Below are 18,901 nucleotides of genomic sequence, written 5' to 3' on the forward strand. Positions count from 1 at the left end.
CTGATTAACGCGGACGGACTTCGCCGGGGTCGTGCGCCGGTCATGAGCCCGTGACGCACCACGCCCCCGACTTGAACCTCCTCATGGTCCACGCCGACGATCACGCCCCCGTGCTCGCCGACGGCCTGCCCGACGCCGCCGCGCCCCACCGCCGCGACGACGACACCCCCGCCGCCGAGGCGGGCCACTTCTGGGACGAGGGCGGCGACCCGAACGACCTCGCAGCCCAGCGCTGGGGCGTCATCGCCCCGCAGGGCCCCGAGGGCGACCGCCTGCTCGCCCTGGTCCGTCCGCTCATCGACCACCGCCAGGCCCAGCAGGGCGACGCCGTCAAGATCTACCGCGTCCCCGCGGGCATGTCGCTGGACGCCGCGCTGCGCTGGAAGAAGCGGGAGTTCGACGCCGGCGCCGACCTCAACATCGAGGTCCCGCGCTACCAGCTGATCCTCGGCGACCTCGATCAGGTCTCGCTCGAGGTCCAGCAGATCCAGGCCAGCGACGGCTACGTCGGCCGCCTCGCGCTCGCCAGCGACGACGACTACGCGGCCTACGTCGACAAGCTGCTGCGCTGGGAGCGGATGTCCGAAGGGACAGGCAAGCCCGACTCGCTGTTCTTCACCGTCCACGACGGGACCGCCGCGACCGCCGTCGGTCACCGCGCGCTCGTCGGCCCGGGCGTCGAGGTCGTGCGCCGGCGCCAGGCCAGCGGCCAGTACCCGGCGCGCGAGATCGTCGAGTTCGGCGACCGCATGACGCCCTCGCCCGACGAGCTGCTCGCGCGGGTCGGCGGCGGCGACCCGAGCGTGTTGTTCACCCTGAGTCACGGCGAGGGCGCCCCGCGTGGCGGCTGGAAGTCGCACGACGAGCAGCGCCGCCGCCAGGGCGCGATGAGCTTCGGCCACGAGGGCAAGCTGACCGGCGACGACCTCCGCACCCGCCCGTTCCTGCCCGGCGGCGTGTGGTTCATGCTCGCGTGCTACGGCGCCGGCACTCCGAACACCAGCGCCTACAAACACTGGCTCGCCCAGCTCGCCGCCGCCGGACAGTTCCGCGGTCGGCCCGAGGCCGTCCTCGCCGGGCTGCCGGGGCCGCACGACCGGCCATTCGTCGCCGCGCTGCCGCAGGCGGTGCTCGCCAACCCGGACGGCCCGCTCGCCTTCATGGGCCACATCGACCTCGCCTGGACCTACGGCTTCCAGGAGCTCGACGACGGCGCCACCAACCGCCCCGCCCGCTACATGGCGATCACCCGCTCGCTGCTCAAGCGCGACCGCGCCGGCGTGTCGATGCGCGAGCTGCTTCGCTTCTGCGATCAGACCAACCTCGAGCTGACCAGCCTCCACGACCAGGAGGCGCGGCCCGATCTGCGCGCCAGCCCAGCCAGCGCTCGACCGCCCGCATGGGCCACCTGTGGATGCTGCGTCAGGACCTCGCCGCCTACGTGCTGCTCGGCGACCCCGCCGTCCGTCTGCCGCACGGCCCCGGCGACGCGGCCCACACCGCCGCGCCGCGCAGTCGGTCGTCGCGCGTCGGGGCGCACGCAGCGAGCGCGCCCCCGCACACGCGACGACCTCGACCGCGACCTGCGACCACCGCGACCACCGCGACCTCGACCCCGGCACCGCGACCACCGCGACCTGCGACCTTGCGACCGCGACCCCGCGACCACCGCGCGCCCGCGCGACCACCGACCTGCGCGGACTCGTTCGCCGCATCGCCGGCCGACCGCAGCCGCGCTCGAGCCGAGGCGGTCCTTCAGGCGCTCGTCGCTGGCCTGTCGATCGAGGCCGCCGCCGCCCGCGTCGGTATCTCCCGCGCCGAGCTCGAGCGCCTCGCCGCCCATTACCGCAAGACCGGCCGCGCGGCCTCGGACCGCGGCAGAGGCACCCATGGGCACCCACGACCTCTACGACAGCACCCTGCGCGGCGCGCTCGGCTGCCGCGCGGTCTGGCCGCCGGTGCTCACCGCGGTCCAGCTCGGCGACTACGGCATCGTCGACGGCGGCGTGTTCCGCCGACTCGGCAACGTCGCCGACTTCGGGCTCGCGTTTCGCTACCGAGCGTGGTCTGCCGTCGCGGCTCGATCTCTCCTCCGCGGACGTCCGGCTCACGCGCTTCGCCAGCGGCGTCAGGTCCCCGCCGTCCCCGGGCCTCGGCGACGTCTCGGCCCGCGTGCGATCGAGTTCGGTCGCGGCGACGGCTTCGTCCTCAAGTGCGCCCGGGTCGAGCTCGACGGATCGCCGACCTCGGCGGACTCCCTGGCGCGCCGGCTGCTCGCCGCCCGCGCCCCCGACGGCCAGCGCTGGCGGCCGTTCGCGTGGCGCATCGTGTGGCAGCGCTTCAGTGGGCACGGCGTCTTCTTCTTCGCTGCGCGCAGCGCCGGCTCGCACGTCGAGCTCGACGGCAGCGCCGAGCTCCTGCACGGGATCGACGCGGCCGCCGGCTCGGCCGGGCTGTCCAGGCACCGCGCCGCCGGGCTCGGCCTCGGGATCGTCGGCGACTCGGGCCCGATCGGCCTCGGCCTCGCGCGGGTCAAGCTGATCGGCGGCGTGAAGTTCTTCTCGGACGACCCGGACGGCACCAAAGACGAGGAGTTCGTCGAGCGACTGCCCGCCGGCGCGGACGACGTCCCGGACGCGGACGAACCGTGAATGCACACAGTTGAAATCTCGGAGGTGATCAATGTCAGTCGATGGACGTGAGATCTCGAGCCTCGATTTTGCCAGCTTGATCGGCGCGCCGTTGAACGCGATCGTCGAGGCCCAGGCGAAGTCGGCGATCGCCACCGCGAATTTCATCCGCGAGGTCGCCTTCGACAAGGAGGGCCGCGCCGTGATCAGCGAGTTTCGCTACAACCGCGTCGGCGAGGACGGGCGGGCGCAGGAGGTCAGCCTCTGCGTCCCCTTCATCACCATGCTGCCGATCCCCTACGTGGCGATCGAGCACGCGGAGATCGAGTTCAACGCCAAGATCACGTCGACGCGCGAGAGCTCCTCGTCGTCGAGCTTCGGCGGCGAGCTGGGGGCCGGGATCGATGGCGCGTGGTTCAAGGGCGCCAGCGTCTCGACCAAGATGTCGTACCAGAAGCAGTCCAGCAGCCAGGAGAAGGAGCAGCGCTCGTTCGATATGCGTGTCCTGGTCCGCCTGCGCAGCGCCGAGATGCCGCCCGGCACCGAGCGCCTGCTCAGCGCGCTCGAGAGCTCCGTCGAGGAGCGCCGCGGCGGCGTCCGGGCGCTCACCGGCACGATCTCCCGCATCGGCGACGACCGATCGTCGTTCAACGTGTCCAACCTGTCCGGCGTCACCGCCCAGTGGAAGATGACGATCGCCGGCGCGACCTACACGGTCACGCGGGTCGAGCGCGACACGGGCCGCGTCACGATCGACGCCCCGCTCGACCTCACGATCGCCGACGGCGACGCCTTCGAGGCCCGACCGTGACCCGCGAGGAGGACCGCGAGGACGGCGACGACCTCGGCCGTGCCCGCCTCAGCGACGTCCTCGGCGCCCTGGTCGCTGGCGTCGCGCACGCCCGCGGCATCGCCGACTCCGAGGTGATGAGCATCGCCCGCCGCTACCGCCGCCACGAGTACCTGCGCGGCCTCAGCGTCCCGCGGCTGCGCATCAGCAAGGTCGTCGTCGAATTGCCGGTCCTCCTCGACGGCGTGGTCCCCAGCCAGAAGGCCCGGCCCGCGGGGCCCGAGACGATCGCCCTCGCCGTGCGCTCGCCCTCGCTCGCGGCCGTCGACGACCTCGCCCGTTACGCCGAGGCCCACCGCCACAAGATGAAGCCCGCGGTGCTCGAGCAGTCGACCGCCCTGATCGAGGAGTTGCGCCGCAAGGACGGCCAGGACCGCCTCGATGAGGCGATCCGCCAGCTCCTGCGCAGCCTCGAGCGCGAGCTCGAGAAGTCCGCCCCCGGCCGCGTGGCGCTGTCCGACGTGGTCGTCCGCGACGAGCTCGGCAACGCGGTCGAGCGGCTGATGCGCGACCACCTCGCCCAACTGCTCGCCGAGCGGGCCAGACGCACGCGCGGCCGACGAGCGCCGGCCCGATGGCCTTCGCCGAGGACCTCGACGCGCCGTCGAAGTGGACCTCCGCGCAGCAGGCCGAGGCGATCACCGAGGCGATGCTGACCGACGCGATCACCGAGCTCGTCGAGTCGGTGCGCGCCGCCGCCGAGGAGGCGGCGATCCTGCAGGGGGCCCAGCCCGCCGACTTCTTCGTGCGCGTCGACTCCGAGGCGATCAAGACCGCCGGCAGCCCCGGCGCCGTCACCCGCATCTGCCTGACATTGACCGAGGAGGGCCTCGAGTGGAGCGAGGACAGCGGCGCGGACGGCAAGCCGCGCTGGCGCCTCACGCCCGAGTGAGATCATGCTGCTCGCCACCCGCATCGAGGGCATCGGCGAGCGCCTGCGTGGCCTCGGCAGCGTGGTCGACCGCTACGAGCGCGGCGACCCAGAATTCCCCGAGGCCGCGATCGCCTGGCTCCGCGGCTGCGAGCAGCTCCTGCTCGGGCTGCGCGTCCACGAGGGCGCCGAGATCGCGGCCCTGCGCGGGGCGATCGCCCGGGCCGGTGATCGCCCCGCGGCCGACGACGGAGAGCACACGTCGCGCCGCACCGCGGTCCGTCGCGCCCGCGCCGTCGCGGCCGCCGATGCGCTCGAGCGGGCCAACGCGGTCCTTCAGCAGACCGCCGCGGACGCCGAGGCCGGCTCCGTCACTTCGAAACCAAGCTCACCGAGGCGATGACCGCCGCGGTGCTGGTCGGCCTCGTCGAGCCGCCGACGGACGAGCCGCGCGAGCGCTGGCTCGGACGGCTGTGGCACCGCCTCGCAACCCACCAGGCGACCCGCCCGACCGCGGTCTACCTCGCCGCCGCGCTCCACGCCCCGGACCGAATGTACCTGCTCGACCGTGTGCTCGCCCGCCTTGCCGAGCCCGAACTCGGCGTGCTCGCGCCGGGCGGCTGACCGCGGCGCGGCCCGTCGCGCGCGCACCGGTCACCGCGGTCGCAGGCGCGCTAGCTTTTGGGCCGACCCAGGCGTGGGCGTGGGCGAGGCGTTCAGGTCGGCGGCGCCAGGCTGCGAACCAGCCGGGCTTGGACCGGCCGGGGGGTGCCGCCCGAGCTAGACCAGCCGGTGGCGGGGCGCCGCCCGGCCTTGGACCAGCCGGTGGCGGGGTGCCGCCCGAGCTTGGACCAAGATTCGGGCTAGGCCGACCAGGCGTGGGCGAGGGCGAGGTGTTCGGGTCGGCGGCGCCAGGCTGCGAACCAGCCGGGCTTGGACCGGCCGGTGGCGGGGTGCCGCCCGAGCTTGGACCAGCCGGCGGCGCGGTGCCGCCCGGGCGCGACTGAGAACCTGTTTTGTCTGTTGCCATGATTGTACTCCTCCATCGGTCTACGAGTGTTCGTTGGGCGCGTCCTCGCGTCATGGCGATTCATGCGCCGCGGCGACAGGACCGACTCAACCGTAGGTTGTGAATGGACTCATTTGGTCTCGATGAAGAAAGTCGCATGACCGACACCGAGCAACGTGGCGATCCTCGAGGGGGCCCAGCCCGCCGACTTCTTCGTGCGCGTCGACTCCGAGGCGATCAAGACCGCCGGCAGCCCCGGCGCCGTCACCGGCGGATAGTCGCGCGCGTGCAGCGTGCCTGCCCGGGGCGGTCGGACTCGTGATCAACGCGCAGTGCGGCGCCTCAGGGGCGGATCCGGTAGCGGTCAACCCGGCGCACACAGTTGGGTGCGCCGCAGTAGCAGTCGAATGACCAGCGTTCGTCCCAAAAATAGCACTCGGGCGCGCGCCGCCACTCCGCGATCGTGAGGGCGTCGTAACTGAACGTGAGCTGCTCGCCCGTTGCGACGGGGCGCAGCGTTCGGAGCGTGAAGGTGGTGTCCAGGGCACAGTTGGGTGCACAGGAATGGTTGATGAAGCGCGCGCTGGAACGCGGGATCATCCACCCATCGTCTCTCACCTGAATCACGTAGCACACCTCCGCAAGCGGAACCTCGCTCCATGGGACGACCGGGCCCTCGAAACGACCGACTACCGTACCCGCCGCCAGATCTGCCGTTGCTAAGACCCCGCGGCTGTGATCGGGCAGCAAGGCGACGCGGCTAGGGAATAAGGACGGGAGGTCATGATCTCGCCTCGTGCGGACCGCATTCGTGGTGGACCGGCGGTCGAATGGCTACGGCGACGGCGCGAAGAGCAGCTCCCCGAGCGCGGCGGACGCTCGGGTCCAGCACGCACATCCTGGCGTGGATCCCCGGATACAGGCTGTAGGGCAGCTCCGAGCCCGGGACGAGCAGATCTCGGTCTGCCTCGACGGGTGAGGACAAAGGGAGAGGCGGACCCTTTCGCATCAGCGCGACACCCAGAGTCGAGGTGAAGCCCCGCAACGGCTGCGTCAGCAGGGAGAATGGCCCGAAGGCACCCGTAGAGCTCGACGATCAAGTTTCCACCCAAACCACCGATCACGCCATCCACCATATACGCGGAGCCTCCAGAGAACTGTGCCACGATTGTGCCACATCGTCGAGGAAGAGTCGTCGGCCATCATGTGGTCCTCGCGGGGCGGCATCGCCCCGATACGGCGCGGAGCGGCGCGTCGGCGTCGTCGTGCGGTTAAGCTCGCAGTCAAAAAAGTTCCAGGCGGGAATTCAGGCGGTAGGCCGAGTACCAGCGGGGCGATGGTCGACGGACGCGGGCCGTTTGGTGAAGCTGGAGCGCGACTCGGAGCGCCGCAGTACGGCAGATAACGACACACAAGCGCGGAGCGGTGCACTGCCAGTACATCGAACTCACGGGTTCGCGTAGAGGATCGCGTCCTGGGGCGGCATCTCGCCCGGCGCGTCGCCGATGTCGGCGGTGAATCCCGTGCCGTGCTGGCCGAGGCCCCCGGTCCCCCAGCAGCGCACGGCGCCGCCGTCGACCAGCACGCAGGTGCGAAAGTTGCCGAGGACGAGCTCCCGGACCTCGGCGCCCGTGGCGATGAGGGGCGCGGTCTCTCCGGGCGCGTCGCCAACATAGCCCTCGTTGCCGTTGCCCAGCGCCCCGTCGATCCCGTTGCCCCAACAGCGCACCGTGCCGCCTGCGATCAGGACACACGCGTGAAGGCCACCGAGGACGACCTTGAGCACGGTCTCCTGCGGCTGGAGCACCTTCAGGTCACCTGCGGAGGCCGGGGTCTCATTGTCGCCGATATCCTTGGTGTTCTGGTAACCGAGTTGCCCATATTCGTTATTGCCCCAACAGCGCACTTTGCCGCTCGCCAGGAGGGCGCAGGTGGAGTACCTGCCCGCGGCGACCTGGACCGCAGTCCCGCCGATGTCCACGGGCGGGACGCTGCTCGGGACCTCGTCGTCCCCGAGGTCCGCGGTGCTGACGATGCCGAGCCGCCCGTATTGGTTGTATCCCCAGCACCGCACAGACCCGCCCAGGAGGAGTGCACAGGCGTGCCACCCGCCGACCGAGATCTGGAGCGCCTTGGCGCCAAGGGACACGTCGCCGGCGCTGGCGACGGTCTCATTATCGCCGAGATATGCGTAGCCCGGGTGTCCGGTCTGGCCGTGATGGTTCTGGCCCCAACAGCGCACCCCGCCGGTGGCCATCAGGGCGCAGGAGAAGTCGTGACCGCTCTGCACGTCCACCGCGATCCCGCCGAGGGTGGCCGGGGGTGTCGGTAGTTCGCCGGGAATGTCGCCGAGGTTGTTCTGGCTCGTCGTCCCGAGCCCGAGCTGATAATAGAATGAGTTGCCCCAGCAGCGCACATTGCCGTTGTCGAAGAGGGCACAGGTGTGATTCACACCGGGGCTCACCCGGGTGACCATCTCGCCAGGCGCGCCCGCCAGGATATCGACGAGCGGGAGATCGATCGGCTCATCGCCCAGGTTGGCCTCGTTGCCGTAGCCGAGCTTGCCATAGTAGCCGTCGCCCCAGCAGCGGGCCGCCCCGCGCGGACGACACAGCTGTGGTCGGCGTTCGGGGCACCCGCGCCCAGCGCGACCGCCCCCAACCTACAATTGTTGGCGCAGCCGTCGTTGTTGTTTGCGTTCTGATCGTCGCAGCCCTCCTTGGTCGCGTCGACGAAGCCGTCGCCGCAGACGTTCGGCACACAGGTGCTCAGGCAGGGATCCGCGTCGCTGAGATTGCCATCATCACAGACCTCCTGTCCGGCCCACAGGTGCCCGTCGCCGCAGGTCGCGGCCTTGCAATTCGAGATGCACCCGTCGGTCTCCACGAAGTTGCCGTCGTCGCACGCCTCCACGCCGGCGCGGACCTTGCCGTCGCCGCAGACCGCCAGGGTGCAGTCCGAGAGGCAGGCGTCGGTGTCGATGTCGTCACCGTCGTCGCACTCCTCGTGCTTTTGCCAGGTCACGCCGTCGCCGCATGTGGCATCTTTGCAAGAGACGCAATCGTCGGTGTTCTCGCCGTTCTTGTCGTCGCACTCCTCGACGCCGACCTCGATCGCCCCGTCGCCGCACTTCGCGGGCTTGCAGGTGGGCAGGCAGGCGTCGCTGTCGTCCGCGTTGCCGTCATCGCAGGTCTCGACGCCGGTCTGGACCGCCCCGTCCCCGCACTTGGCCGGCTTGCACTGCACGCAGGCGTCAGTGTTGTCCGCGTTGCCGTCGTCACAATCTTCGACCTGGGCCCACAGCTGGCCGTCGCCGCAATTGGCCTTTACGCAGGTCGCCAGGCAGTCGTCGGTGTCGTCGTCGTTGCCGTCGTCGCAGGCCTCGAGCTCCTGCTTGAGCCCGTCGCCGCAGCTCGGGAGCCCGCAGATGTTGGTACACGCGTCGGCGTCGACCTTATTGCCGTCGTCGCAGGCCTCCTTGTTGGCGTCCACGAAGCCGTCGCCGCAACTCGGGAGCTCGCAGGCGCCCACGCAGGCGTCGTGGTTGTCGGCGTTGCCGTCGTCGCAGGCCTCACCCTCGTGAACGATGCCGTCGCCGCATGTTGCGTTCAGGCAAGTTTGAAGGCACGCATCGGTGTCGTCAGCGTCGCCGTCGTCGCACTCCTCGGGCGCCTGAACGTTGCCGTCGCCGCAGCTCGGGAACCGGCAGGCGCTGGTGCATTCATCGTCCTCGATGTCGTTGGCGTCGTCGCAGGCCTCGCCTGGGCCGACGTGACCGTCGCCGCACTCCTGAGCCTTGCAATCGATGCACGTGTCGCCGTCCTCCTTGTTGGCGTCGTCGCACTCCTCGGAGCCCCACACGACGCCGTCGCCGCACGCCGCGTCGAGGCAGGTATTGAGGCAGGTGTCATCGTCGATGGCGTTGCCGTCGTCGCACTCCTCGGGCGCCTGGACCTCGCCGTCCCCGCAGCTCGGGTACGCACAAGCGTTGGTGCAGGCGTCGTCGTCGGACTTGTTGCCGTCGTCGCAGGCCTCGCCCGGACCGACGAAGCCGTCGCCGCACAGGGCCTGCTCGCAGTTAGGGGAGGTAGCGGCACTCGATCGCGGAGCACTCCCCAGACTGCATCCCGCGGTCGCTCTTGATGTTGTCGGGGCCAAGGTCGCACTCCTCGATCTCGTCGACGATCCCGTCGCCACAGCGCGCGTTGTATCCACAGACGTTATGCACACACCGGAGCGTTTGCCCGAGGACGTCGGCCCGCGGGTTGCAGTCGTCGTCGCTCCGGCACGGCTGGTCGACCAGGCCGTCGCCGGTGAAGCAGGTCGTCGCGGTCAGCGCGAGCAGCAGCAGCGCGAACCGTGGGCCTCGATTGCGGACGTTCATGGGTGCACTGCTCCTTGCTTCCGTCCGCGGTCTCGGTGCGCTCACGGGTTCGCGTAGAGGATCGCGTCCTCGGGCGGCATCTCGCCGGGGCCGTCGCCGATGGATGCGGTGTGATTGACGCCGAGCTGGCCGGACAGGTTCCTCCCCCAACAACGCACCGCGCCGCCGTCCAGCAGCGCGCAGGTGGAGAACTGGGTGAGCACGAGGTCGAGGACCGGACCGCCGACGTTCACGAGCGCCGGGGTGACGTTCGATCCCGATCGAACTCGTGCTGCCGTACCCGAGCTGCCCAGAGTTCCCATTGCCCCAGCAGCGCACATGATTGCCCGCGAGCAATGCGCAGGTATGGATGTGGCGAGACCACCTTGATGACCGTGTCGCCGGGTTGCAGCATCTTCACGTCACCCGCGGAGGCCGGGGTCTCATTGTCGCCGATGTCGTTGGTGTTCTTGTAGCCCAGCTGCCCATAGGTCCCAGAGCCCCAGCAGCGCAGCTTCCCGGTGTCGAGCAACGCGCACGTGGAATCGCCCCCCGCGTCCACCTGCACCGCGGCGCCGCCGATGTCCACGGGCGGCATGGACGCCGGCGTCTCGTCGTCGCCGACCATGTCAACCCCTGGATAGCCGATCTGCCCCTCATCATTCCTCCCCAGCACCGGACCGCACCGCCGACCAGCAGCGCGCAGGTGTGATAGGTACCGGCGGCGATCTGGCTCACGGGCCCGCCGACAGCGATGTCTCCCATGCTGGCCGGGGTCTTCCCCCCGGGTTGACCCGGCTGGCCGAGGATACCAAAAGGGTTCTGCCCCCAACAACGGACCGCGCCGTTGACGAGACGCGCACAGACGTGTACGTAGCCGGCGTCGATGTCCGCGACGGCCCCACCGACGAGGGCGGTGGGCGTCGGCAGCTCGCCGGGATCGTCGCCGTAGTTCTTGTTCAGGCCGCCGAACCCCAGAAAGCCGGTGGTGTTCGAACCCCAGCAGCGGACCGCCTGGGTGTCGAGCAGCGTGCAGGTGAAGCTCTGCGCGCCGACCACCTTGGTGATCAGGCCGGGGCCGGAGTCGATGTCGGACGCCGGTAGCTCATTGGCCTCGTCGCCGAGGCTCGCGGCATTTCCGTAGCCCAGCTGGCCCGCCACATTCTCGCCCCAGCAGCGAACAGCGCCGCTCCGGACTGCGCACATATGCAGGGCGTCCCCGCCCGATCCGATCGACACGGCCCCCAGCTTACAATTGTTGGCGCAGCCGTCGTTGTTGTCGGCGTTCTGATCGTCGCAGCCCTCCGAGGTCGCGTCGATGAAGCCGTCGCCGCAGACGTTGAGCACACAGGTGCTCAGGCAGGGATCCGCGTCGCTGACATTGCCATCATCACAGTCCTCCTGTCCGGCCCAGAGGTGCCCGTCGCCGCAGGTCGCGGCCTGGCAATTCGAGATGCACCCGTCGGTCTCCACGTCGTTGCCGTCGTCGCACTCCTCCACGCCGGCGCGGACAAAGCCATCGCCGCAAGAGGCCTCCTCGCAGCTGTTCAGGCACCCGTCGGTCTGCTGCAGGTTGCCGTCATCGCACGCCTCGTGGCCCTGCCAGGTCACGCCGTCGCCGCAGGTAGCGTCCTGGCAAGCCACGCAATCGTCGGTATTCTCGCCGTTCTTGTCGTCGCACTCCTCGACCCCGACCTCGATCGCCCCGTCGCCGCATTTCGCGGGCTTGCAGGTGGGCAGGCAGGCGTCGCTGTCGTCCGCGTTGCCGTCATCGCAGGTCTCGACGCCGGTCTGGACCGCCCCGTCCCCGCACTTGGCCGGCTTGCACTGGACGCAGGCGTCGGCGTTGTCCTGGTTGCCGTCGTCGCAATCCTCGAGCTGCGCCCACACCTGGCCATCACCGCATTCCGCCTTCACACAGGTGTTCAGGCAGTCGTCGGTGTTGTCGACATTCAGGTCGTCGCACTCCTCCTGCTCCTGCTTGATCCCGTCGCCGCAGCTCTGGAGCGCGCAGACGTTCGTGCACGCGTCCGCATCGACCTTGTTGCCGTCGTCGCACGCCTCACCCGCGTGGACGAAGCCGTCGCCGCACGTCCACGCCGCGCACTTGTTCGTGCAATCGTCGAGGTCGTCGGTGTTGCCGTCGTCGCAGGCCTCGCCCTCGTGGAGGATCCCGTCGCCGCACTTCGCCTTCAGGCAGGTCTGCAGGCACCCGTCGGCGTCGTCCAGGTTGCCGTCGTCGCATTCCTCGAGGCCCTGCTTGACCCCGTCTCCGCAGCCCGGGAACCGGCACGCGCTGGTGCATTCGTCGTCCTCGATGTCGTTCGCGTCGTCGCAGGCCTCGGCCGGACCGATGTAGCCGTCGCCGCACGCCTTCTTGATGCAACCCGCGACGCAGTTATCGGTGTTGTCCGCGTTGGCGTCGTCGCACGCCTCGCCGATGTTCACCACACCATCTCCGCAGCGGGCGCTCGTGCAGGTGTTGAGGCACAGGTCGGTGTCGTCCTGGTTGCCGTCGTCGCACTCCTCCGGCGCCTGGACCTCGCCGTCCCCGCAGCTGGGGAGCGCGCAATCGTTGGTGCAGGCGTCGTCGTCGGACTTGTTGGCGTCATCGCAGGCCTCGCCCGGGCCGACGAAGCCGTCGCCGCACAGGGCCTGCTCGCAGTTGCTCGGGCAGTCGTCGGTCTCGATGGCATTGGCGTCGTCGCACTCCTCGGGCGCCTGGACCTCGCCATCGCCGCAGTAGGGCAGATAACGACACGCGAGCGCGGAGCACTCGCCGGGCTGCGCCCCGCGGTCGCTCTCGAGGTTGTCAGGGCCGAGGTCGCACTCCTCAAGTTCGTCGACGATGCCGTCGCCGCAGCGCGCGCTGTAGCCACAGACGTTGTGCACACATTGCAGCGTTTTTCCCAGAAGGTCGGTCGCGGGGTTGCAGTCGGCGTCGCTCCGGCACGGCTGGTCGACCAGCCCGTCGCCCGTGAAGCAGGTCGTCGCGCTCATCGCGAGCAGCAAGACCGTGAGCCGGGCTCGTCCGATCGCGCCGAGAATGAGGCCGTATCGAGTGTTCCTGGTCATGCTTACGTGTCCGGTAGCGACAGCGAAGTGCCTCTGCCGGCGGACCGCGGGCCGAGGGCCGGATACGCGGGGCGCACCCGTATCTGAGACAGGACCGGGCTCGCCCCGGATCGTTAACAAGAATTGTTCGCCGCGGTTCCGCGCGTCACGGCGGCGGCACCGCCCTCATTCAGGACCCAGCGCTTTCGCCAGGGCCGCAACGCGTGCTGTTCCCGTACTTCACCCGCCGGGGCCTTGAGCTCGAGGGCGACGGCGGCCTGCGGTGGGCATGCGTTCGTGGCACCGACGACACGCCGTGCGCCGCTTGGCCACGCCGCGACGCCGTAGTGCGCCGACATCTCAGCGTAGGTGGGGTGCCGCGCTCGTGACTGTCGAGCGGAATGTCCTACTTTCGCGGCGTGTCCTCGGCGGCGCGGACGATCTTCTTGCTCGCTCGGTTGACCGCGTCGCGCAGGACCGTGTCGGCGATATGGGCGTAGCGCTGGGTCGTTGTGTAGTTGCGGTGGCCGAGCATCTTGCCGACGATCTCGAGCGGGACGCCGTCCATGATCGCGTCGCTGGCGACGGAGTGGCGGAGGTCGTGCAGGCGCATGTCGCCGAGGTCGGCGAGCCTGCGGACGACCAGCCAGGTGCCGCCCAGGCTGTGCAGCTTGCGATGATTGCGGGAGCAGACGACGAGGCCCTGGCGCGGGTTGCTCTTGGCCGCGGCGATCGTGCGCAGCAGGTCCATGACCTCGTCCGAGACGACCACGTCGCGCTTGCCGGTCTTGGAGTCGGGGAGGCGCAGCATGCTGCGCTGCCAGTCGACCTGCGGCCAGGTGAGGTTGCGGATCTCGTCCTTGCGCATGCCGGTGAGGGCGAGCAGGCGGATCGCCCAGACGGCCTCCTGACCGAGGTAGCCGGTGCGTCCGCGGCGGACGGTGGCGGCGTGGCGGAGCACTTGATCGAGGCGCTCGCGCTCGTCGGCGGAGAGGTAGCGCTCGACCGAATTTTCGCGGAAGCGGCTGACGTTCTTCACCGGGTTTCGCCGCGTGGTCAGGCCCCAGTGATCGGCCTTCGAGTACATGCAGCAGAGCACGCAGCGGACGTGGTTGGCGGCGCAGGGGGTGTCGCGCAGGCTGTTGTGCAGGCGCTGGATCTCGGTGGTCGTGATCTCGTCGAGCGGGCGGTCGCCGAGCGCTGGCAAGATGATGCGACGCAGGGTCGACTGATAGCGGCCAGCCGGGACCGGCTTGAGGTAGGGCTTGATGTGGTCCTCGATGAAGCGCTCGGCGAACTCGCGGAGGGTGAGGGAGGCCAGCGCTTGGGGCTGCGAGGCGACGGGCGGCAGGCCCGTGGCGGGCGCGCGGACGGGCTCGACGGAGAGCGGGGCAGGGCGGTCGGCGGCGGGTGGCAGGGCGCGCTGGCGAGGCGCTGGGGCGCGCTCGGGTGCGGGCGAGGGGGCGCGTTGCCGAGGCGAGGGGGCGCGTTCGGGGGCTCGGCTGGGCGCGCTGACGGGCGGCGGCGGGGCCAGTGGCGGGTCGAGCTCGGCCGCCTTGCCGCGGTAGGCGAGGATCGTGAGCGCTTCTCTGCGCGCCTCATCGACGCCGAAGCCCGGGGCCAGGAGTCCGAGGCGGTCGCGGCGGTCCTTGCCGTCAGGGCCCCGGTAGCGGACGAAGAACACCTTCTTGCCCGTGGGCAGCACCCGGACGAGGAAGCCGGGCAAGGCGTCGCAGCCGATCTCGTACCTCTGGGAACGCGGTTTGGCCTCGCGGATACGTGCAGCAGTGAGCATCGAGCCTCCCTCCAGACCCTCCGAAATTGAACCAAAAACGAACCAGCTCAAGGGCGAAAATCGGGCTGTCCGAAAAGACACATTATCGCGTATAGGAGCGCGCAGCGCTATTCTATGCAGCTAGTCTGACCTTCTCGAGGTCGGCGCTGTTGAAGTCACCGTTGTCGGTGCTGTTGCCGACGTAGAGCACGCGGGTCCGAAGCCTACCCCCAAGACAGAACGAGAAACGCTGCTTTGAGCCTCCTAGCCCCCGTCAGGGGGCATTTTCATTTTTACAGATTGCTCGCGGGATTACGCCCGAGTACGCGGGAGTTGGCACGGGTACTGGCACGGATGCGTCACGGATTTCGGCCGCGAAGTGCCAACGGGGTTGGCAAATTTGCGGCTGCCAGGCGAATTTTTCAGGGTCCCGGCACCAGCGTCACCGACTTCGTCGGCGAGGCCACCGTCGGGACCTGAAAGGTGTGCGTCGGCGATAACAGCAGCGGCGTGCACGGCGCCCGGGTTGGGCGCGTCGGGAGCGAGCTCCACCGACGGTCACTCGGGCGTCCCGATCTTCTCCCAGTCCGCAGGCACGAGCACCGGTTGGCCCCCGGGCAGCGTCGCGTCGACCAATGTGGGGACCCAACGGCGAAGCCTGGGACGGAGGGCCTCGGCCTCGGCGAGTTCACGAAGATCGGGGCGACCCACAAAGAGATTTACCGGGCCGCCCGTCCCGATCGCGGACGCCCGATCGTCGGGGTCAATCGCCTCGAAGAACGCGTCGTCGCAGTGGAACCCGCCGCCGTCGACGACCGAGGGCGACGCCACCATGAGCGCCTCCAAGGGCCCGGCGAACGCCCGCAAGATCGACGTGGTGGCCCCGAAGCAGGTATCGAGGACCACCAGCTCCGGGCGGAAGCAGGCCGCTGCTGCGGCGATCCGTCGGGAGACCTGCCGAGCATGTGATCGGGATCCGCGTGACCGGCGACGATCACGGTCCGTGCCGGACGGACCTCCGCGCAGGCGAGCGACTCGATGTCGTGATACTCGCATCGTCCCGGCGGCAGTCGGGGCGGAGATCAGGGGTGGCCGCGCTGAACAGCACCGCCACGTCCGGGCGGCGGGCCGGGATCCGATCGTCGGCGCCGCTCGACGCGGTCCAGGTGAGGACGCCGCTCGGGGCGTCGGGGTCGCTCTCGGCGAGCACCTGGCCGTCCGGGGCCACGATCGCGGCCTGGCCCTCGAGCGAGGCGTAGACCCCCGGGAGCCCCGACTCGATCGCGCGCAGACGAAGGTGCGCGAGCACCTGCCAGCGCGGCTGCGCGAGGTGGGCCTGGTACCGATCACTGGCCATCACGGCCAGGAAGTCGCCGCCGGCGGCGAGACCCTCGCGAGCCAGGCGAGGGGTGAGGAGTTCGCCGCAGATCAGCGGGATCACGGCGCGCCCGGCGACCGGCAACACGGGCGCGGCTCGACCTTCCACGAATCGGTCGATCCCGAGGCCGAGGAACCGGCGCTCGAACACCGGGAAGAGGATCTGCTTCGCGCGAGCTCCGGTGATCGAGCCGTCGGGGGCCACCGCGACCGCCATGTTCTGGCTGCCGTAACGCGGTGGGGTCGTCACACCGATCAGGTGGGCCGCGGCGCCGCTCCCGAGTCTCGACCCGAAGCGGGCCCCGTCGACCGCCCCCTCGCTGATGACCGGCTGGGCGGCGAAGCTCGCCTCGGGCCAGACGACGAGCTCGAGATCGCCGTCGACCTCGTCCACCGCGGGGACCTCGAGCGGCGCACGAAGATGGACGACACCGACGCCCGCGAGCGCCGATGGGTCGCCTCGTGGCGGCGGTGGAACGATGGCGAGCGCGACGAGGACCAGCGCGGCCGGGCCGAACCATGCCCGGCGACGGTGCGCCAGCGCCTCGCCGGCACTCGCCGCCACGAACAGACAGGCGAGCGCCGTCGGCAGGCTGCCGAATCGCGCGACCGCACCCATGATTGGGGACACATCGACCTGCGTGAACAGCCACTCGGAGGAGATGCTGGTCCACGCGACCTGCACGTGGGCGCCGATCACCCACGCGACAGGTAGCCAGAATCGGACCCACCCGCGGGCATGGAACGCGACCACGCCAGCGGCGATGACGATGAGCATCGGCAGGGTCACGACTGCGAGGAAGCCGAACGCGACCTTGAGCTGGAGCGAGGACGCGTCGGCACCATCGCCTCGGCCATCGAGAAGCTCCAGGCGAACCACAGCCCGCGGGTGAGGCCGACGCAGAGTGCGAGCCCGAGGAGCGCCCGGATCAGCGTCGTCGGCAGGGCGAGGCCGAATGCCATAAGCGCGAACCCGATCCAGGCGAGGGGCCACGCCGCGGGCGAGAGGCCGGCGCCGCCGAGGACCAGGCCGCCGACCACGAGTGCGATCAACGCCGGCACGGGACCCTTAATTGCATACTTCCGCTGGGCATTTCCACCAGTCGTCGGTCTGCCTCATCTGATCGCAGGCGATGCAGTCACAGGCGTCCTCGAACAGGGTGCACACGGCCGGCAACGGCGGTCCCTCCCAGTTCGGCCCGGACCCCATGCAGGCCTCGCTCGCGCAGGTCGGGGACGTGCGCGCCGCCAGGGACGGCCTTGTCGCATACCTGTGCGCCAGCAGCACGCTGTGCGACGACGCCCCGCTGTAGACGGGTGAGCGTTTCAACAGGGCGACCACGGCCTTGCCGTTCGCGGCCGGCACCCCATTCACGGCGTAGCTGTGGTCGGGATTCCGGACGATCGAGACGCTGCCACCGGCGCGCGCGAAGGTGACGCGATGGACCCTGGGATCGTAGGTGAAGGTCATGGTCTCACCGCCGGCGTCGTGGTCGGTGATGACGGCTTTCTGCCGGCCGCCGCGGGCCACCGGCTCGTCCTCCACCACGCCGGAGAGGTTATGGATCCCGCGGCCTTTGACCGACACGACCGCCTTCTCGGATGCCCGGAGGTTGCCGTTCGCCAGCCGGGAGACGCGGCTGGGGGTCGTGCTGGTGGCCTGAATCTCCAGCCCGAGCTCGCTGACGCGCAGCTTGCGGGACGCGGCGGCCGGCGCCGACTCGGCGCGGTCCACGAGGACCCCGAGGGACAGCAGCGAGGCCAAGCCGATTGCGGGCAGGAGACGATGAGACCTCGGGATTTCAGGCCGAGGCGAACGAACAACTGCGGGAGCGGTGGATGAGTGGCTCATGCTCTTGGTGCCGCGGCGCCGACGGATCCATCACCCCATCGCAGAAAAATCGCGGCGCGCTCACGCCCCGACGAGGGTCACGCCGGCGCCCGCACCAGCCGGCGGGCTGCTCGTCGCGGCGGGCCAGCTTGCTGTCCTTCAGGACAGCTCGCAGGTCGGCACGACGGCGATGGTACTGCCGTCGGGGGGCTCGTCGGGGCCACCCGCGATCACCGATCGAAGAGACTGGACTGCACCTCGATGCGGTCGGCGAAGTCCCCGAGTATGCTGTTGAGAAAATCGGCACAGCCGGGGAAAATGGACAACATAAGGCCGCACCCAGCGCGGGCCGATGCCACCCGCGTAACCGCCGAGTCCACAGGCCTTGACCTTTGCCCGAGTGCTTGGTCCACTGGCAGGCATGGAGACGGCGCACATGGCTCGCCCCGCCCCGAAGGGGCTGCAGACGGTAGCGCGTCCTGCGAGCGCCACCGCGTGCAAAAATCCCGTCTGGTCGAGCCTGGCCCTGACGGGTGCAGTGCCCCCGCAACTCCGCGCATCCGACGAAACCGCCATTACCGATCCTGATCCGGGGAAGGACGCCGAGCACAAGGCTGCTGGCTCAATCGACAACACGGTGGTCAATGGGTGCGCCTTCCTTGCCCAGAAGTGCTGGAGTCCTGGTGAAGAGTTGACGTTGTCTCAGGCACATGAAGCTTGTGGGAAGGCCGATAGTCACCCCCCCTGTACAGGCCTGACACCGAAGGCCGACGGTCCTCTGCGTGGCGCCCTCGCGTACAACCTCGCGGCCGTGGCTCGACAGATCTCCATTTCCGCATCGATTCTCCCCGAAAACGCGCCCGTAAATGCCCAAGTAAGGAGCTTTACAGACAATGACTATTGGAAGGATTATCCAAACGCGTTGATTATCGTGCCAGGATTTACGCCGCTTCAGACTGCGGTCGCGGTGCAAATGCACCCTAACGAGAAGACCCGACTTGAAAGGGCCAAGAGAGACTGGGATCGTGGGCTGGCGCCGTTCATTTTCGTGAGTGGCGGTGCGGTTTACCCCAAGGGGACCCCGTGTTATGAAGGGGTTGAAATGAAGGCAGAACTCATCCAAATGGGAGTTCCTTCTGACC

Annotated in this window: 16 protein-coding genes and 3 pseudogenes; 6 read left to right on the plus strand and 13 right to left on the minus strand. The window is 69.6% G+C overall.

Annotated features, from left to right (window positions below):
* The first annotated feature begins 50 nt into the window (after positions 1–50).
* Genes IPJ59_RS00080 through IPJ59_RS00105 form a run of 6 tightly spaced genes read left to right on the plus strand, consistent with a single transcriptional unit; the run spans position 51 to position 4,975 of the window.
* Entirely contained in the window at positions 51–2,651 is a 2,601-nt protein-coding gene (locus IPJ59_RS00080) for a hypothetical protein (protein ID WP_293269194.1), read from the plus strand.
* A gap of 31 nt (positions 2,652–2,682) precedes the next feature.
* On the plus strand, positions 2,683–3,441 hold the full coding sequence (locus tag IPJ59_RS00085; protein WP_293269195.1) for a DUF2589 domain-containing protein: 759 nt from the start codon (positions 2,683–2,685) through the stop codon (positions 3,439–3,441).
* Positions 3,438–4,136: a hypothetical protein gene (locus tag IPJ59_RS00090; protein WP_293269196.1), complete on the plus strand. Its 699-nt coding sequence runs from the start codon at positions 3,438–3,440 to the stop codon at positions 4,134–4,136. Before IPJ59_RS00085 ends, IPJ59_RS00090 begins: the two co-directional genes overlap by 4 nt.
* Positions 4,130–4,372, plus strand: a complete 243-nt coding sequence (locus IPJ59_RS00095) for a hypothetical protein (protein ID WP_293269197.1) — start codon at positions 4,130–4,132, stop codon at positions 4,370–4,372. Before IPJ59_RS00090 ends, IPJ59_RS00095 begins: the two co-directional genes overlap by 7 nt.
* A gap of 4 nt (positions 4,373–4,376) precedes the next feature.
* A complete protein-coding gene (locus tag IPJ59_RS00100) occupies positions 4,377–4,754 on the plus strand; it encodes a hypothetical protein (protein WP_293269198.1) in 378 nt (125 codons plus the stop codon).
* Positions 4,751–4,975 carry a hypothetical protein gene (locus IPJ59_RS00105; protein WP_293269199.1) on the plus strand — a complete coding sequence of 75 codons (225 nt, stop codon included), beginning with the start codon at positions 4,751–4,753 and terminating at the stop codon, positions 4,973–4,975. The genes IPJ59_RS00100 and IPJ59_RS00105 overlap by 4 nt, the downstream gene beginning before the upstream one ends.
* 727 nt (positions 4,976–5,702) lie before the next feature.
* On the opposite strand, the gene IPJ59_RS37390 is transcribed toward IPJ59_RS00105, so the two are convergent.
* The 13 genes and pseudogenes from IPJ59_RS37390 to IPJ59_RS00160 form a co-directional block, all read right to left on the minus strand.
* On the minus strand, positions 5,703–6,110 hold the full coding sequence (locus IPJ59_RS37390) for an SET domain-containing protein (RefSeq protein ID WP_366524511.1): 408 nt from the start codon (positions 6,108–6,110) through the stop codon (positions 5,703–5,705).
* A 697-nt stretch (positions 6,111–6,807) separates the two neighbouring features.
* Entirely contained in the window at positions 6,808–7,896 is a 1,089-nt protein-coding gene (locus IPJ59_RS00115) for an RCC1 domain-containing protein (protein WP_366524530.1), read from the minus strand.
* Positions 7,821–9,518, minus strand: a complete 1,698-nt coding sequence (locus IPJ59_RS00120) for a DUF4215 domain-containing protein (protein WP_293269202.1) — start codon at positions 9,516–9,518, stop codon at positions 7,821–7,823. Before IPJ59_RS00120 ends, IPJ59_RS00115 begins: the two co-directional genes overlap by 76 nt.
* A complete protein-coding gene (locus tag IPJ59_RS00125; protein ID WP_293269203.1) occupies positions 9,439–9,744 on the minus strand; it encodes a hypothetical protein in 306 nt (101 codons plus the stop codon). The genes IPJ59_RS00120 and IPJ59_RS00125 overlap by 80 nt, the downstream gene beginning before the upstream one ends.
* A 41-nt stretch (positions 9,745–9,785) precedes the next feature.
* A complete protein-coding gene (locus IPJ59_RS00130; RefSeq protein ID WP_293269204.1) occupies positions 9,786–9,977 on the minus strand; it encodes an RCC1 domain-containing protein in 192 nt (63 codons plus the stop codon).
* A 55-nt stretch (positions 9,978–10,032) separates the two neighbouring features.
* Positions 10,033–10,095 (minus strand): annotated as a pseudogene (locus IPJ59_RS37395) (hypothetical protein); the annotation flags it as partial.
* Between the two features lie 148 nt (positions 10,096–10,243).
* Positions 10,244–10,351, minus strand: a pseudogene (locus IPJ59_RS37400) (hypothetical protein); the annotation flags it as partial.
* A gap of 44 nt (positions 10,352–10,395) precedes the next feature.
* A pseudogene (locus IPJ59_RS00135) lies at positions 10,396–12,798 on the minus strand (RCC1 domain-containing protein); the annotation flags it as partial.
* A gap of 385 nt (positions 12,799–13,183) precedes the next feature.
* Positions 13,184–14,572 carry a tyrosine-type recombinase/integrase gene (locus tag IPJ59_RS00140; protein ID WP_293269206.1) on the minus strand — a complete coding sequence of 463 codons (1,389 nt, stop codon included), beginning with the start codon at positions 14,570–14,572 and terminating at the stop codon, positions 13,184–13,186.
* A 537-nt stretch (positions 14,573–15,109) separates the two neighbouring features.
* The gene (locus IPJ59_RS00145) at positions 15,110–15,397 is read right to left on the minus strand and encodes a hypothetical protein (protein ID WP_293269207.1); all 288 of its coding nucleotides are present in this window, start codon (positions 15,395–15,397) and stop codon (positions 15,110–15,112) included.
* A 148-nt stretch (positions 15,398–15,545) separates the two neighbouring features.
* Positions 15,546–16,718, minus strand: coding sequence for a nitrilase-related carbon-nitrogen hydrolase (locus tag IPJ59_RS00150; protein WP_293269208.1), 1,173 nt, complete (start codon positions 16,716–16,718; stop codon positions 15,546–15,548).
* Positions 16,715–16,981 carry a hypothetical protein gene (locus IPJ59_RS00155; RefSeq protein ID WP_293269209.1) on the minus strand — a complete coding sequence of 89 codons (267 nt, stop codon included), beginning with the start codon at positions 16,979–16,981 and terminating at the stop codon, positions 16,715–16,717. Before IPJ59_RS00155 ends, IPJ59_RS00150 begins: the two co-directional genes overlap by 4 nt.
* A 16-nt stretch (positions 16,982–16,997) precedes the next feature.
* Complete coding sequence (locus tag IPJ59_RS00160) at positions 16,998–17,693, minus strand: hypothetical protein (protein WP_293269210.1); 696 nt, start codon at positions 17,691–17,693, stop codon at positions 16,998–17,000.
* Positions 17,694–18,901 lie beyond the last annotated feature (1,208 nt).

Source organism: Nannocystis sp. (assembly GCF_016714285.1).
In the GTDB taxonomy this organism is placed as follows: domain Bacteria; phylum Myxococcota_A; class Polyangia; order Nannocystales; family Nannocystaceae; genus Nannocystis.

Excerpts from the sequence above, each read along its gene's own strand:
- IPJ59_RS00085 (WP_293269195.1), top strand. The coding sequence starts at position 2,683 with ATGTCAGTCGATGGACGTGAGATCTCGAGCCTCGATTTTGCCAGCTTG.
- IPJ59_RS00095 (WP_293269197.1), top strand. The coding sequence starts at position 4,130 with ATGCTGACCGACGCGATCACCGAGCTCGTCGAGTCGGTGCGCGCCGCC.
- IPJ59_RS00100 (WP_293269198.1), top strand. The coding sequence starts at position 4,377 with ATGCTGCTCGCCACCCGCATCGAGGGCATCGGCGAGCGCCTGCGTGGC.
- IPJ59_RS00105 (WP_293269199.1), top strand. The coding sequence starts at position 4,751 with ATGACCGCCGCGGTGCTGGTCGGCCTCGTCGAGCCGCCGACGGACGAG.
- IPJ59_RS00125 (WP_293269203.1), bottom strand. The coding sequence starts at position 9,744 with ATGAACGTCCGCAATCGAGGCCCACGGTTCGCGCTGCTGCTGCTCGCG.
- IPJ59_RS00140 (WP_293269206.1), bottom strand. The coding sequence starts at position 14,572 with ATGCTCACTGCTGCACGTATCCGCGAGGCCAAACCGCGTTCCCAGAGG.